Below are 15,579 nucleotides of genomic sequence, written 5' to 3'. Positions count from 1 at the left end.
CGGCGACCAGACGGCCCGCGCAACGGCCGCACCCCGGCGCCCGCCGGTGGACCCCACGGTCCGCCCGGCGGGCGCCGTCGCGTTTCACGCTCTCGTTTCAGTGCAGGCCGAAATGATCATGCCGTATCGGCCGAACGACGGCCGCCCTCGGCCATCCGGACGAAAAATCAATCGGACATAACCGTCACAATCGCCTTAAAAACACGTTGTAGCGCGTAATAGTTTGCTCCGGACCTCTTGCCTCGCGGACCGAAACCGACATTGAATGGCGTATCCGCAGAAACGAGCCGCTCCGTTTGCCGAGCGCCGAGTTCTCCCGGATCATCTCGTCACGGAAGTCCTTGCTCGGACACCTACCGTGTCAGTGACCGGGGCTCCTGGGACGTCAGGCGAGAGGTGTACATGGAATACAGAGACGATTTGGTGAACGCCGAGAACGCCGCCGTCGAGGCCTACACCTCGATGGCGGTTCGGCAGACCAAGCTGTTGCTGCTCGGCATCGGCACGATGATCGCCTCGATCGTGGCGATCATCCTGGCCGCGCTGGCGACGCTCGCCGACCTGGCGGGCGTGGCCGACCTCCATGCGGCCTTCATTCCGGTGGCGGTGATCGGCCTCGCGTGCGGCGGGGTCGACTTCATCGCTCGTCGCCGGGACAACGACTACATCGCGGGCTGGGCGACGGTCGTCGGCCAAGGTGCGCTCACGGCGGCCGGCGCCATTGCTCTGCTCGGTTGGTTCTCAGCGGACCTCTGGGTGTTCGGAGTGGGCCTCGTGATCGGAATTGTAACGAGTTCGATCTTGGTCAAGTATCCCGAATGGGAAACCGAAGCGGAAATGCTGGAACGGTTTGTCCGAGTTCCCGATGACGGTGGGGACGATTTCCTCTGACCGTCATCCGTTCGGACGACCTCGACGAGTCATCCGATGTCGTCGCGCCGGGCATAACCCCAGCAACGGTCACCCTGGCTCGGCGTCCTCTGCCGGCCGACACCCCGGAGTCGGCCGGCCGCGTCGTCTCCCGGCGCGACCAAGCGCGACCTAGCGCGACTCAGGGCCACCCGACGCGGCCCGCCGCCTGACCGCGTCCCCCGTCCGTCACACAGAACCTCTCCCTGCCCGGTCACAAACCGGCCATCCCGCGCACTTTCGTAGGGGACAGGTACCTCGACGGGAAGGGCAGGCATGCGCACTTCCGCCCTCCGGCTCGGTCTGCCGCGCGGTCCCGGCCCCGACGACGACGGCCCGGCGGCCCTGGCGCACGCCGTCCAGGCGACCGAGGACGCCGCGCTCCACCTGCGTGCCCTCGCCGACTCCGCCGCCGATCGCGAGCGTCGCCGTCTCGCCGAGGACCAGCAGGCCATCGCCCGCGAGTCCCGCCGCCGGCAGGCGCGCTCCAACGCCTCGCTGCTCGCCGCCGCCGACCGCGTCCGCCTCGACATCACCGAGCTGCTCGGCCGCGGCCCCGGCTACGCCCACGAGGGCTGGGAGTCCCCGCTCTGGGCCGAGCCGTACGACCAGCCGGTCGACGTCACCCAGGTGGTCCGCGCGGCCACCCTGGGGCTGGCGTCCCCGAGCAACATCGTCGAGCTGCCGTTCGTCCTGCCCGCGCTGGGCGGCAACGTCGTCATCACGCACGCACCGGCCGGCCGGGCGCCGGCGCACAACCTCGCGCAGGCGTTCGTCACGCGCGCGCTCGCGTCCGCGCTGCCCGGGTCGCTGCGGCTGCACCTGCTCGACCCCGGCGGGCTCGGCCAGAACCTCGGCATCCTCAGCCGGCTGCCCGAGCCGCTGGTCGCCGGCGGTGTCCGGGCCACCCACGAGGAGGTGTCGGCCGAGCTGCGGGGGCTGCGCGAGCACGTCCACCGGCTCAACAGCCAGGTCCTGCTCGGCGACGACGACTCCCTGGTCACCCGCTGGCACGAGGGCACGGCGCAGGGCATCCCGTGCTCGCTGGTGCTGGCGGCCGGGCTGGGCCCCAACCTCACCGCCGACGACGCGCAGCAGCTCTGGTCGCTGGCACGTACGGGCAACCGCTGCGGCGTCGCGGTGGTCGCCGTCATCGACACCGGCCGCGAGCTGCCGCAGGGCGTGGCGCTGGCCGACCTGCTCGAGAACGCCGAGCACCTCCACGTCGACCACGAGGGCGGCGCCACCTGGGCGTCGTCGCCGCCGGCACTCTTGCACAGCGCGCGCGTGCGCTGCCCCAACCCGCCCGGCTCGGCCCAGCACCGGTTCCTCACCACCATCCTGGCGCCGGCCGTCCGCAGCGGCGTCAACCGCCCGGTGGTGCTCAGCGACCTGCTGGCCACGGAACAGCCCGGCGCCGGCACCACGCACACCCGCGTCGCCGCCACCGTCGGCCAGGCCGCCGACGGCTCCGCCATCGAGCTCGCGGTCGGCGACGACGAAGGCGTGGCCATCGGCGGCATCGTCGTGGGTCCGTCCGGCTCGGGCAAGACGACGCTGCTGCACGCGTTCATCCACGCGCTGGCGCACCGCTATCCGCCCGAGGAGCTCGAGCTCTACCTGCTCGACATGAAGGCCGGCGTCGAGTTCGCCGAGTACGCGCCGCGGCCCGACCGGCCCGCGCTGCCACACGTGCGCGCCGTCGGCATCGAGGCCGATGCCACGTTCGCGCTCGGCGTGTTGCAGTACCTCGCCCTCGTCGACGCCGAGCGCAAGCAGCTGTTCAAGCAGGCGTCCGCCGACACCGGCCGCGAGATCAAGAACATCGCGCAGTACCGCGAGGTCACCGGCGAGGTGCTGCCGCGCGTGCTGTTCGTCGCCGACGAGTTCCAGCTCATGCTCGCCGGGCCCACTGAGGACGCCGCCTGGGACACCCTCGACGTCCTGGTCAAGCAGGGCCGCAGCCAGGGCGTCCACGTGCTGCTGGCCACCCAGAGCCTCAACTCCGTCGGCTCCGGCCGGGCGGCCCAGAAGGCGTCGGTCTTCGACCAGCTCGAGCTGCGGGTCGGGCTGCGCTGCAAGCCCGACGAGCTGAGCCTGCTGCTCGACCGCTCCGTGCGCGACCGCCTCGACACCGGCCGGCGCGGGTCCGGCGTGCTCAACCAGGCGCGCGGCGACAAGGACGCCGACCTGCTGTTCCAGGCCGGGCTGCTCGATACCGACGACCGCCGCCGCATCCGCGACTCCGTCGTCGCCCGCTACGGCACCGACCCCCGCATCCGCATCAGCCGCGGCACCGGCGGCGTCGAATTGGCCGACGCCGCGCCGGTGCTGACGTCGACGCCGCGGCCCACCGTCTACGTCGGCGCACCCGTCGGCGTCTCGCCGCCGCTGGTGGGCGTCCCGGCCCGCTCCGGCGATGGCCGCGGCCTGCTGCTCGCCGGCCGCGACGAAGCGCACGCCGTCGGAGCCGTCAGCGCCATGCTGGCCGGCCTCGCCCTGCAACCCGCCTGCGACGACGCCGGCTTCGTCGTCGTCGACCTCCTGCCGGAGCGCATTCCAGGACGGCGGCCGCTCGACCAGGTCGTCCACTGGCTCGGCGACCGCGTCGTCACCCTCGACGAGGCGGGGCTGGACCGGCTGCCCGAGGTCGCCACCCGCCCGTCCGGCCCGGTGTTCGTCGCCGTCCTCGGCCTGCAGTACTCCGGAGTCGAGGCGCCGCTGTACACCGACGAGCCGCATCCGCTCGGCTGGCTGTGCGGCACCGGCCCGTCGCTGTCGGTGTTCCCGCTCATCTGGCTCGACACCCCCGACCGGCTGCGCAAGCTGGGCCAGCACGGCGAACGGCTGCAACTGCGCGCCGACGCCGGCGGCGACATCATCGACACCACGTCGTTCCTCCGCGTCCGGCCGCCCTTCCCCGCCTCCCGCGGCCGGCTCTGGTTCCACGACCTCGCCGGCGACGCCGACCCCGTCCTGCTCGATCCGCTCCAAGTGGGCGCCGTCCTCCCCGACCCGCGTCGCGTCGTGCCCGCCGCCCCGGCTTCGGCCGCGCCCGGCACCGGAGCGCTCCGATGACCACCGACCTTGACTTCGGCACCAGCGACGACCACAACACGGCCTCGCGGGCGGGCGTCCCGCCGCGCAGCCCGGCCATGCGCACCTACTGCTCCACCCTCAGCCGCTTCACGTCGGCCGTCCAGAGCACGGAGCAGCTGCTGCGCAACGACGACGCCGGCACCCGCGAAGACACCGAACAACGCGAGCTGACGGCCACCACGCGCCTGCGCGGCATCGACCGCGCCGCCTCCGCCGCCGCCGACGGCCTCGCCCACTGCGCCACGGTTCGATCGACGTTCGGCCTGCCGGCAGACGCCGTTGCGCCGGCCGGCGGGCCTGCCTTCGACCTCGATGGCCGAGCACTCGGCGCCGGCTCGGAGGATGCGTGGCCGGCACTTGACGATGACGCCGCCCGCGGCCGGCGCGGCCGCGCTGGCGGTCGCCCCGACCACGACGCCCTCGGCACCATCGGCCGCTCCGGCGAAGGTGTGCCCGGCACCTTCGACCCTGACCACGGCCCTCGAGGCGGCGCCCCCGAGCTGCCCTTCGACGACCGTCCTCCCGAGGGCGGCACCGCCACCCCACGGCCCGGCCCAGCCCGCGCCGTCCGCCCCGAGTACGCCGCTCCCGGCGCCACCGTCGAGCCCGATCCGAGGTCGCCAGGCGCGACCGCCGTCCGGTCCGAGTCGGCGCTGGTGCACGAGCCGGCCGACCGACCCGTCGACCCGGCGCCCGGGCTCGACCGGCTGCGTCGCACCGGCGGCGCCGACCTCGGCGTCGCCCTCACCGCACTCGGTCGCCGGCGCGACGAGCTCAAGCTGGCCGAGACCGACTTCGAGCGCTGGCTCGCGTCCCATGACGAGCGGTCCCGGAAGATCACCCTCGGCGCCGCCGTGGCCGCCGGAGTGGCCGGCGTCGCCGTCATGGCCGTCGCGGGCGCCCGCACGTCCGCGGCCACGGCGCTCGCCCTGCTGATCGTCTGCACGCTCGCCGTCGTCGCCGTCGGGCTGGGCGTGGCCGCGGCCCGGCGGCTACCCCGGGTGTGCCGAGGCGCCGGACTCGCGCGGCGGCCGGACGGCGTGGCGCTGGCCAGGTACGGCGCGCGGATCGGAGGTACGGCGCTGCTGGCCCTGACGGCGGCCAACATCGCCGCCGGTGCCCTGTGAATTGCCGCCACCTGTCACATTCACCCTCCCCCAACGACCTACAGAAGGTAAGCGGTCCACCTGATCCCGGCGGGTGCGGCCACAGACCGAGAAGGGCGGCATCATGCCGAGCATCAAGGAATCCGGCGAGATCCTCATCGACGTCTCCACCGGCCTGACCCGCGGTGGCGACGAGACCTCGCGCGGGCTCACCGAGCTGGAACAGAAGGCCAACGCGGCCATCGAGGCGCTGCGCGACCTGCGGGCCCCGGCCGAGGAGGCCAAGGCGGCCGCCGAACGGCTGCGGGCGCGGGCCGAGAACGCGAGGTCGAAGTTCGAAGAGCTGGAACGCGCGGCCTCGGTCACCGAGGACGGCGCCCGGGTCCTCCAGTCGGCCTGCGACGACCTCCAACGCGGCGACGCCGACCTCGCCGGCGTGTTCGAGCCGCAGATCCGGCCCATCGCGGTACAGGTCAGCCAGTTCACCGACACCCTGCGGCAGAGCGCCGACCGCCTCCAACGCGCCGTCGACGGCGTTGCCGAGGGCGCGCAGCAGATCGGCCGCAGCACCGACCAGCTGCTCGACCACGGCGAGCAGATCACCCAGGGCGCCGGCCAGGTCACGTCCAACCTCGCGCAGGTGAAGAAGCGCCTCGCCCAGATCATCCCGGCCGCCGCCCGCGCCGTCCGCGAGCGTGGCCGCGAGGCTGTCCACGTCGCGCGGAGGTAGCCGTGTCCACCGCGCCCACATCCGCCCTCACCGGGACCGAGGGCGAGATCCGCATGCTCCGCGATTCCCAGAACGCCCTGCTGACGGCCGTCGCGGCAGCCGAGCGCGGACGCGATGCCACGGCGGCCGACCTCGGGGCGGTCCAGAAGCGGCTCGCCACGAGGACCGACGAGGCGCTCCCCCACGACCAGGCGATCCGCCAGCGCATCACCGCCGCCATCGAGTCCGCGTTCACGACCGCCCTCCATTCGCTGACCGCCCGCTGGGACGAGATCGTTGATCTGCTCAGGGAGGCGAGCAAGCGCATCGGCGAGGCGTTGAGGGAGGCGGAACACCGGCAGCGGCAGCGAGAGGCGGCGAGAATCCAGGCGCGCTGAGCGGCCGCCGGGCCGCGTGACGGGGGTCGGCCGTCACGGTGGTCGCCCAGCTTCGCTTGCTGGGCGGCGCTGCTGTCGCCAGAGCAACAGAACCCCACCCGGTGCAGCGGAGCACCGGCTCGGCGGTCCGAGGCCAGCCTCGCTGGCGGAGTGGGTCCGATCGATGCATTCGGGGCTGGTCGACCTGATCCGTGGGCCGGGTGCCGTGGGTCGGCTCGGTGAACTCGGTTGGCCAGGCTCACGTGTCGGGTTCGGACCAGTCGTCCGCACTGTCAAGGGCGAGTTACTACGGCCAGAGCAGCAGAAGCTCGCCCTTCGCAACGCCACCGGGCGGCACAGCCTGGGTCTCAGTCGCGTTTCCAGACCCGAAACGGCCGAACGGCGCGCCTTAGGCTCAGGACGCGCCTGACACCCACGACGCCAACCCCGGCACCGTCGCCAGACTCCCTCGCGGGGGCCGCACCTGCGCAGCGTCGCAGCGCAGCCCGGGCCGGAAAACCTCTGGCCCGGCCCGGAACCATGCGCTAGACAAGGACCGTGACGAACGACCTGGTCTTGCGCACCGCCACCGATGACGACTACGCCGAGATCGAAGCGCACATCAACCGCGCCTTCCTCGATGACGTCGACGAGGACACTGCCGACCTCAACCGGATGATCTTCGAGCCCGGCCGTACTCAGTTGATGACCGACGCCGGGCAGATCGTCGGCACCGGGCTGGTGCTCACGCGCGACCTGAGTGTGCCGGGCGGCGTCGTCCCGACCGCGCACGTCACCGGCGTCGGAGTCGCGTCGACGCATCGGCGGCGGGGGGTGCTGACGGCGCTGATGAACGCGATGCTGACCGAGGCGCACGACCGCGGCACCGAGCCGCTCGCGGCGCTCTGGGCCAGCGAGGGCGCCATCTACGGACGGTACGGCTACGGCCTCGCGTCGTGGCGGGTGTCGTACGAGATCGCGTCCGGCGAGACCTCCGTCGGCGGCACGACGCCCGAGGGCGGCCGGCTGCGGCAGTCCGCGACCAGCGACGTCCTCGACGAGATCAAGGCGCTGTACGACCGCGTGCTGGCGCAGCGGCCCGGCCTGTCCACCCGTCAGGGCAAGTGGTGGGAGTACCTCACCGCCGACCCGAAGGGCTGGCGGCGTGGCATGTCCGCCGAGCGCACTGTCCTCTACGAGGACGACGGTGGCGTCCGCGGCTACGCCCGCTTCCGCACCAAGCCCGGCTGGAGCAAGAGCGGCCCGGACGGCGAGATCCGCGTCACCGAGGTGCTCGCCGAGACGCCCGACGCCCACGCCGCGCTCTGGCGGTTCCTCACGTCGGTCGACCTCGTGCGTACGGTCAAGTACACGCACGGTCCCGTCGACGACCCGATGCCGCACCTGGTCACCAACCCCGACGCCCTGGTCGGCTCGGCCGCCGGGTCCTTGTGGGTGCGCATCCTCGACGTCCCGGGAGCGTTGGCCGCGCGGCGCTACGCCGCCCCGGTCGACGTGGTGCTCGAGGTCATCGACTCGACGTTCTCCGGCAACGCCGGGCGCTGGCGGCTGGTCGGCGACGACGCGAAGGCTGACGTCACGCCCGCCGACGCCGACGCCGACCTGGCCCTGGACGTCCGGGCACTCGGCTCGCTGTACCTGGGCGGGGTCTCGGCGGGAACGCTGGCCGCCGCCGGGCTGATCACCGAGCGCACGCCCGGCTCCCTCGCGCGGGTGTCGACGGCGTTCGGCTGGCACCGCGCCCCGGTCACGGTCGAGATCTTCTGACGTCCGGCACGGCACCCATCGACGACAACGCCGTGCACGACCGGCACGCCCGCAGGCCCATCCGGGCCCGCCGTCCGGTCGTCGCCCGGGCGGGCCGACAGCGATGAGGATCGCCGTCACCGGCCACCGGGAGCTGGACCCGGCGACCACGCAGCTGGTCGACGACGCGATCCGCGAGCGGCTCGCCCAGGTGCGAGCCGATGGGCTAGCCGGGATCTCCTGCCTCGCCGACGGCGCGGACCAGGTGTTCGCGCGGGCCGTTCTCGACGCGGGCGGGCGGTTGGTCGCCGTCGTACCGGCGGCGGAGTACCGGGCCGGTCTCCCGGCCGAGGCGCACGCGGCGTACGACGCACTCCTCGCCGAGGCCGCTGAGGTGCGCCGGCTCGAGTTCACCAAGTCCGACCCCGAGGCGCACATGGCCGCCAGCAGGCACCTGCTACGCCACGCCGACCTGCTCTACGCGGTCTGGGACGGCCGGCCCGCCCGCGGCTGGGGCGGCACGGCCGATGTCGTCAGGGAGGCGCGTGAGCTCGGCCTGCCGGTCGAGGTGATCTGGCCCGACGGCGCCACCCGCTGACCGGCGCCATCCGGCGGGTCAGCCGGTGCCCCAGCCCTCGGTGTCGATCTTCCGGTTCCGGTTGCGCCGAGTGAGGATGCTGCCGAGGGCGAGAACGAAGAGCACCAGGCACACCAGCAGCACGATGTGGGCGCCGCTGATGCCCGCCCCGTCCCAGCCGGGCACCTCCCAGACGGCGTCGTCGGCGGAGGCGATGAAGCCGCGCTCGATCATCCACTCGCGGCCCTCTTCCCACGAGCTGAACACCAGCGGCGCCACCACCGGGAGGGCCAGCGGCGCGGCCAGGAACATCATGAACACGTCGTTGTCGGAGACGTTGTCGGCCATGGCGCGCGTCCTCAGTAGATGCCGTCGGTGAGGTGCCTGATGCGGACCGCCCGGGTGCGCGACACCACCTGCGAGCCGGCGCCGTCGTTGCCGCGCCAGCGGATCAGCAGCTTGGTGCCGTCGTTCTGGATCGGCTCGACCTGCTCGATGATCACCCAGCCGGTCTCGTCGTCGAGACGGGCGAGGCTGCCGGCCTGCAGTTGCGACACCATGACCATCTCGGACCAGCCGGACGTCTCGACCTGCGTGGACGCCGCCGCGGACGACCCGCCGCCCGAGGTGCGGGCGCGGCTCCAGTCGGCCAGCCCGGACGTGCCGGCGCCGTAGCCCTCGGCGAGGTCGGCGTTGAGGTTGACCCGCCAGGACGCTTCGGGGCTGTCGGCCAGCGCTCGCGATCGCTGCACGTGCAGGACGGGGTGCGTGACGACGCTCGGCCGGAGCGCGTCGAGCAGGTAGAGGTCCTGTTCGTCGTTGACGCGGCGTGCCTCGCGCGGGTCGGGCGTCCAGTAGCACTGGATGAGCACCGGTTTCGCGTCGCCGGACTGCATGGTCGCCCGGCCGGGCACGGGTTCGGCCGGCTCGGTGGGCCGGTCGCTCCCCCACAGCACGGACGCGACGCTGCTGTCGAGCCGGCCGAGCGCCACGACGGCGCCGATGTCGTCGCGGTTCTCCTGGCGCAGCAGTGGGTCGTCGGCGCGCTGCATGCTCAGGACGACGTAGACGTTCACCTGGCGGCCGTGGCGGAGCAGGTCGGTGACGCGGTCGTGCGCCAGCGAGGCGGCGGCCGTGCCCTGGCCCGCGCGGTTGGCGGCGTCGGCGACGGCGGTGGCGAACTCGCGGAAGTGGTGGATGACGACGACCAGCGGCTCGAGCTCACTGCGGCTGGAGCCGGACTCGATCAGCGCGACCCGGCCCTCCATCTCGCGCCAGGCCTGGTTCAGCACGACGATCTGGTCGTCCAAAGTGGACGCGACGATCTGGACGTTCGGCCAGTCGCGCACGCCCAGTAGGTCGACCCGGCGTTGGTCGATGATCCACACCGGCCAGCCGCGCGCCGCCGCTTCGACGACGATGCCGGTGAGCAGCACCCTCTTGCCGGCGCCCGAGCGGCCGAGCACCAGCAGGTGGCCCTGCGGCGCCGCCAGGTTCCAGCCGACCCGGGTGCCGGTGCCGTCGATGCCCAGCGGCACCAGCCACGACGTCAGGTCGGCCTGCGTCGGCACCGGCCGGGCCACCTTGTCGGGCAGCGCCCGGCGGGCGGCGTCGCGAGCGCGATCGACCCGCGCCGACGGTTCCGGCGTGAGCGCGCCACCGGTGCGAGTGGGGTCGCGCAGCGTCACCCGGTGGCCGCGGACGTTGTGCCGGCCGATGGTGTACTGGTGCTCCAGCTGCTGGTGCACTGCCTCGGCGACGCCGCCGGGCCAGTCGGGCGCGGAGTCGTCGACCTCGGTCGGGTACTGGATGTTCAGCACGTGCGGGACACCGATCCACCCGCCCTGCCACTGCCGCGCGTCGATGTCGAGGTACGACGCGTCGGGCACGCCGAGATGCTGCGCCAGCGACTCGGCGAGGTCGGCGATGACGCCGTCGCGCAGCCGCCGCCGCACGGACACCGCGTACGTCGCGCCGGCACACGCCAGCGTCGGCAGCAGGAAGAGCACGCCGATGCCCGGCTCGTCGAGCGCGGTCAGGATCGCCCACATCGACACGGCCAGGAAGGCGAGCCCGACCGCACTGGCCGCCAGCTGCCACGGCGTGAAGCCCTTGATGGTGGGCTCGGCCGGGCGCGCTGACGCGAACCTGTCGTCCCTGCCGTCCGGGTCGGGCGGCCCGGACGAGACGGCGAAGGTGTCCACCGGGTCATGTGGCGCCACGGGACCGCCTCTCGGTCGGTAGGTCCTCACTATCGAAGGTGCGCTCGCATGGGGTGTTGTGACAAGGGGCGGCTCAGCGATGAAGACACGGCGACGGCGTCAGCGATGCGCCAGCGGGGTCTGCAGCTCGACGAGGCGCCACGGCTCGGAGACGGACGCGCGTTCGAGGAAGGCGAACCACTGGTGCTCCACCAGCGCGCCGTTCCACGCGTCGCGGCCGATCGGCGTCATACGTACGTAGAACCGGCGCTCGGCGCGGGTGGCGGTGTCGGCGGTGTCGACGTCGGTGGTCTGCGGCTCGATGGCGTTGATCGAGGCGAACGCCTGATGCGCGGACCACTGCTCCCAGTCGCGCTGGACGTCCTGACTCAGGCCGTCGAGGTCGTAGGCGGTGGAGTCGTACGGCGCGGCCAGCCAGTCCTGTACCCGGGCCATCGCGTCCTCCGACGACGCGTCCTGCGCGGTGTCGAAGCTGTACGCGGCGGTCAGGGCCGCGACGGCGACGGCGGTCGGGTCGGCGCCGTCGACGGTCGCGGGGTCGGGCACGACGACGGGTTCGGGCTGGCGCATGCCGGGCGGCAGAGTCGGCGTCTGACGGGGGGCAGGGGTCGGCGCGGCGGTCGGGGTGTCGGACGGCTCCAGCGGCTCGGCGTCGCCACCGGCCTCGGTGCTGGACTCGGCGCCGGTCGGCTGCTCGTCCGGCGGGGTGGTGCCCACGCCGGCGTCGTTCCCGTCGGGCCCACCGCCGGTCGGCTCGGCGACGGGATCGTCGGTTCCGGCGGAACCTTCCGCGGAGCCGCCGCTTCCATCGTCATCCCCACCGCCACCGAAGACCAGCAGCAACCCGACGACGGCGAGCACCGCCGCGACGCCGGCGAGCAGCAGCGAGGAGCGCGAGCGGGTCATGGGTTCATCCGCCCGTAGCCGAGCACCGGCCCGCTCGGGCCCATGCTGAACGTGCCGGACGAGCGCGAGACGCGGTTGCTCTCGTTGCCGCCGACGGTGATCAGCGTGCGGTTGGCCTCGTCGACCTCGACGACGATGCTCACGTGCCCGGAGTAGATCATGACGTCCCCGGGGCGGGGCGGCTTCGTGGGGCCGGCGCTGCCGACCGGGATGAACTCCTGGCCGTGGCCGCCGGACTCGAACCACGCCTTCATGCCGATGACGGCAGGGATCTGCCAGGGATGTCGCCAGAAGTACATCTGGGTGCCGGGTTCGGCCTGGAACGGGAGGTCGGCCGTCTGGAAGACCCAGCTGACGAAGTCGGCGCACCACTGCTCGCAGCCGGTGGCGATGTAGGTGTCGCTGATGGTGGGCCCGCAGTTGCTGCCGAGCGGCTGTTCGACGATGCCCTTCGCGTACTCCTGTTCCGCGATCTGCACCACCCCGTCGAGCCCGCCGCCGCTGATGCCGCCGCAGCCGGCGAACCCGCCGCCCTCGGTCTGCTCGCCGTCCTCGCCCTCGCCGGCGCCCATGCCGTGCGGCGGCGGGTAGGTGGCGTACTGGCCGTAGTCGCCGGTGCCACCCTGGGTCAAGTTGGACGAGACGAGCGCGTGGACGTTCTCGACGTAGCGGCGGGTCTCGTCGTTGTTCCAGTTGCCGGCCGGGCCCGCGTTGTAGCTGGCCGCCGAGTACACGAACGTGCCGGGATCCCAGCTGGCGACGTCGCCGAGTGGTGTCTCGGCCGTGACGCTGCCGTAGACGCCGTCGGCATGAGTGAACAGGTTGCCCGCGGTGAAGATCGCGTCCCACGGGTCCATGTAGTCCGGTGGGCCGCCGCCGGCGCTGTACTTGTACGCGTCCCAGGTGCCGGCGCCGGTGTTGAACTGCATGGGGCCGTGGCAGCAGCCGGAGCTCGGCCAGTCGGTGTCGAGGTCCTTCCAGGCGTTGCCGTTCTCGCTCAGGTAGATGGCCGCCAGATACGCGGGGTCGACGCTGAACTCGTCGCCGGCGGCGGTGAAGATCTCCGCCCACGGCTCAGGGACGTTCGCCAGGGTCGCGCCGCCCGTGCAGACCTGGCCGCCGGGCGTCATGGTGCACTCGGCCAGCGGGGCGCGGTCGGTGATCTCGCACCAGAGCGCCATGATGGTGGCGACCGGGACGAACGCCAGCGACGCCGCGCCGACCACGCCGAAGACGGTGAGCAGGGCGATGCCGAGGATCCACTTCCGGACCCGGCCGGAGCCCTGCCCGCCCGGCGTGCGCGCCGGCTTCGTCTTCGTGCGCCTCGCGACGACGGCCCCGCCGGCGGCGACCGAACCCTGTGCCATACCCCGCCCTCCATCCGGGCGCCCGCTACGGCGGCCTCGAGCGGACATCTGTGTAGGTCGCTGGGACGCCGGTTCTGTGACAGTTGTCCGGCGCTCAGAGCTCGATGGCGACGGCCTCCGGGAAGGTGAGGGCCGCCTCGGCGAAGAGCGCGAGCGAGCTGGACAGACCGGCGTTGACGGCGCGGTCGAGCTGGTCGTGGGTCACGAGGGGGCCGAAGTCGATGGTCAGCTCGCCGTAGAGGCCGACCGACTCGTCGTCGAGCGTGCGGACGAACGCCTTGGGCCAGGCGCGCTCGGCGTTCCACTCGTTCGCGAAGATGGCGGCGGGCGCGTACATGTCCTCCGGCAGCGCCCGCTCCCATTGGCCGTAGACCTGGAAGACCGGCGCCTGACCCTCCTCGGCCAGCAGGAAGAAGTAGAAGTAGCCGTTCTCCCAGATGCCGCCGATCGCGTCGTCGCCGTCGACGAAGTACTTCGCCTGCATGTCGTCGAGGATCGCGGCGACGGTGCTCAACGTGAGCGGGACCAGCTGGGCCGGCGCGTCCACGACGGGTTCCGGTGTGGCACGGGCGGGTACCAGCGCGCCGGCGTTCGCCGCCGAGGCCGCCGGCGAAGGCCCGCTCAGCGACTGCTGCGGGCCGGGCATCGCCCTGAGCCGGTCGAGCTGGCTACGCGGCCCGTACCCGTTGGTGTCGGTCATGCCCGTGGTCCTCTCCGCGTCCGGTGCTACCCCTGTAGGTGCGCCGACGACACCGGCTGTGACACCCGGGCGGCCGGTTCGCGCCGCTACAGTGGTGCTGGTCACGACCGCCCTCTGAGGACGCGATGCCCGACGATCACTCTTCCGCCCCCCGCGACCTCTCGCCCCGCGCCCGCGGCGAGGTCGACATCGACGTGGGCCGGTCCGCCTCGACGCTGGACGGTTCGTTCGACGGCTCCGCCGAGCGTCCCTGGCACAGCTGGGAACGCATCCCGGCCGAGGTGACGGTGGTGCTCGAGCACCACGGTTGCGTTCCCCGCGATCCGTTCGTCGCCGGAGCGACCGCGCCACGCACCCGGCGCCGCGGCGGCGAGGTCTTCCAGCGGGCCGGTGCCTGGGCGGTGGATCGATCCCGGCTGGTCCTCATCGAGGCGATCCGCGGTCTCGAGCCGCTGGACGGCAACCGCTTCCGGCCGAGCACGCCGTGGCGCCTGGGGGTCGGCTCGCACCCGTTCGTCGGCGAGGTCAGCGAGCGATCCGGCATGGTACCGGTCGACGTGGTGACGGGGACGGCCGCTGGTCCGGACGACCCGGCCGACGACGCGGACGGACCCGAGATCATCGAGCTGCTGCCCGGCCCGGTGCGCCGCCAGCTGCTCACGTCCGTCCCTGAGCCGGAGGTCGTCGAGGAGTACCTCTACCAGGGCTCGCGCCGCGACGTCCCCCAGCTCCACGAGGCCGGCCTGCTCCGCGTCGGTGGCGACACGATGATCGCCCTGCACGCGGTCCGCTCGATCAAGGTGCCGCGCCGCATGACGGCCGCCGAGGCCGAGATGGCGCTCGCGGCGGCGCCGTGGCACGTCCAGACGCTGACGGCGCGCCTCGGCGCCGCCGAGCACTCCGAGTGGACCAGCTTCGAACAGGACCGCGCCATCGGCGCGAACGAGCCGCCGCGGCTGACCGGCGGCGACCCCGGCCGCCGGGCGCTCACCTGAGCCGCGACCGCGCCGCCTGCCACAGCGGGACCGCCGTCATCGCGGCCGCGTAGACGAGCCACACCAGCGCCAGGCTGACGAACACCAGCCGCTCCCACGGCTCCGCGAGGTCCCAGTACGCCAGCGGCCAGCCCACCACCAGCAGGACGAACACGCCGAGGTGCAGCATCGTCAGCGGAACCCACAGCAGTCCCATGAACCCAAAGACGGCCACGACCGCGTAGCCGACGACCACGATCGCCAGCACCAGCGGGTGGTCGAGGTGGAAGCCGAGCAGGTCCGACCCCGCGCCGGACGGGCGGATCCACCCCGGCGCCAGGAACAACACGGCGGTGAGCAGGGCGAACAGGGCCGCTGCCACCCAGCCGCCCCAGCGGCTCGCCGCCGTGCCGCGCGGAGTCTGCACCCACCGCTCGCTCCACGACGGCCGATGCTCCTCGCTCAGCGTCTCCGACGCCTGACCCGTTCCCCTCGGCTGCGCGGTGCCGCCGGCCTCCCACCGCACCTCGTCGCCCCAGGCGGGTTCCGGCGTCGCCTCGGCACCCGAGGGCGGCGCGTCAGCACGAACCCCTCGCGCCCCGGCGTCGTAGGCGGCCCGGGACTGCGGATCGGACAGCGTCCGGTAGGCGTCGGTGACCAGGCGGAACATGCCCGCGGTGCCGCCCGCGTCGGGGTGCGCCGTGCGGACGGCGCGGTAGTACGCGGCCTTGATCTCGGCCGCCGTCGCCGTCGGACGGACGTCGAGGATCTCGTAGTAGTCGACGTCGGTCATCTCGACCCGTCGGACCTGGTGCGAGTCACTCCCCCACCCCCAGGATGAGCCCGGTCACAGCGAGCGTAGGCAT

General features: G+C 73.0%; 14 protein-coding genes. 8 read left to right on the top strand and 6 right to left on the bottom strand.

Annotated features, from left to right (window positions below; translation table 11 throughout):
• The first annotated feature begins 402 nt into the window (after positions 1-402).
• The 7 genes from BLV05_RS05510 to BLV05_RS05480 all read left to right on the top strand — a co-directional run bounded on the left by BLV05_RS05510 (position 403) and on the right by BLV05_RS05480 (position 8,565).
• Positions 403-891, top strand: coding sequence for a hypothetical protein (locus tag BLV05_RS05510; protein WP_152690585.1), 489 nt, complete (start codon positions 403-405; stop codon positions 889-891).
• A 294-nt stretch (positions 892-1,185) separates the two neighbouring features.
• Entirely contained in the window at positions 1,186-3,987 is a 2,802-nt protein-coding gene (locus BLV05_RS05505; RefSeq protein ID WP_046767019.1) for an FtsK/SpoIIIE domain-containing protein, read from the top strand.
• Positions 3,984-5,135, top strand: a complete 1,152-nt coding sequence (locus BLV05_RS05500; protein WP_046767020.1) for a hypothetical protein — start codon at positions 3,984-3,986, stop codon at positions 5,133-5,135. The genes BLV05_RS05505 and BLV05_RS05500 overlap by 4 nt, the downstream gene beginning before the upstream one ends.
• 103 nt (positions 5,136-5,238) lie before the next feature.
• A complete protein-coding gene (locus BLV05_RS05495; RefSeq protein ID WP_157524206.1) occupies positions 5,239-5,844 on the top strand; it encodes a hypothetical protein in 606 nt (201 codons plus the stop codon).
• 2 nt (positions 5,845-5,846) lie between these two features.
• A complete protein-coding gene (locus BLV05_RS05490) occupies positions 5,847-6,221 on the top strand; it encodes a hypothetical protein (RefSeq protein WP_046767022.1) in 375 nt (124 codons plus the stop codon).
• A 537-nt stretch (positions 6,222-6,758) separates the two neighbouring features.
• Complete coding sequence (locus BLV05_RS05485) at positions 6,759-7,988, top strand: GNAT family N-acetyltransferase (RefSeq protein WP_052762148.1); 1,230 nt, start codon at positions 6,759-6,761, stop codon at positions 7,986-7,988.
• A 103-nt stretch (positions 7,989-8,091) separates the two neighbouring features.
• Positions 8,092-8,565 (top strand): hypothetical protein, encoded by a 474-nt coding sequence (locus tag BLV05_RS05480; protein ID WP_046767023.1) that lies wholly within the window; start codon positions 8,092-8,094, stop codon positions 8,563-8,565.
• 18 nt (positions 8,566-8,583) lie between these two features.
• Here BLV05_RS05480 and BLV05_RS05475 read toward each other — a convergent pair whose 3' ends face one another.
• From BLV05_RS05475 to BLV05_RS05455, 5 genes are all read right to left on the bottom strand, one after another.
• Complete coding sequence (locus BLV05_RS05475) at positions 8,584-8,892, bottom strand: hypothetical protein (protein ID WP_046767024.1); 309 nt, start codon at positions 8,890-8,892, stop codon at positions 8,584-8,586.
• Positions 8,893-8,903: 11 nt separating this feature from the next.
• On the bottom strand, positions 8,904-10,766 hold the full coding sequence (locus BLV05_RS05470; protein WP_152690586.1) for an FtsK/SpoIIIE domain-containing protein: 1,863 nt from the start codon (positions 10,764-10,766) through the stop codon (positions 8,904-8,906).
• Positions 10,767-10,865: 99 nt separating this feature from the next.
• Positions 10,866-11,672, bottom strand: coding sequence for a hypothetical protein (locus BLV05_RS05465; RefSeq protein WP_046767026.1), 807 nt, complete (start codon positions 11,670-11,672; stop codon positions 10,866-10,868).
• Entirely contained in the window at positions 11,669-13,039 is a 1,371-nt protein-coding gene (locus tag BLV05_RS05460) for a CHAP domain-containing protein (RefSeq protein ID WP_046767027.1), read from the bottom strand. The genes BLV05_RS05465 and BLV05_RS05460 overlap by 4 nt, the downstream gene beginning before the upstream one ends.
• 94 nt (positions 13,040-13,133) lie before the next feature.
• Positions 13,134-13,739 (bottom strand): YbjN domain-containing protein, encoded by a 606-nt coding sequence (locus tag BLV05_RS05455; RefSeq protein ID WP_052762149.1) that lies wholly within the window; start codon positions 13,737-13,739, stop codon positions 13,134-13,136.
• A 125-nt stretch (positions 13,740-13,864) separates the two neighbouring features.
• Between BLV05_RS05455 and BLV05_RS05450 the strand changes: the two genes are divergently transcribed.
• On the top strand, positions 13,865-14,734 hold the full coding sequence (locus tag BLV05_RS05450; RefSeq protein WP_046767028.1) for a hypothetical protein: 870 nt from the start codon (positions 13,865-13,867) through the stop codon (positions 14,732-14,734).
• On the opposite strand, the gene BLV05_RS05445 is transcribed toward BLV05_RS05450, so the two are convergent.
• Positions 14,727-15,506 (bottom strand): J domain-containing protein, encoded by a 780-nt coding sequence (locus BLV05_RS05445; RefSeq protein WP_083421278.1) that lies wholly within the window; start codon positions 15,504-15,506, stop codon positions 14,727-14,729. The two genes, BLV05_RS05450 and BLV05_RS05445, sit on opposite strands and share 8 nt — an antisense overlap.
• Positions 15,507-15,579 lie beyond the last annotated feature (73 nt).

This window comes from Jiangella alkaliphila (assembly GCF_900105925.1).
Lineage (GTDB): Bacteria > Actinomycetota > Actinomycetes > Jiangellales > Jiangellaceae > Jiangella > Jiangella alkaliphila.
This window is presented reverse-complemented; position numbering and strand designations above follow the sequence as displayed.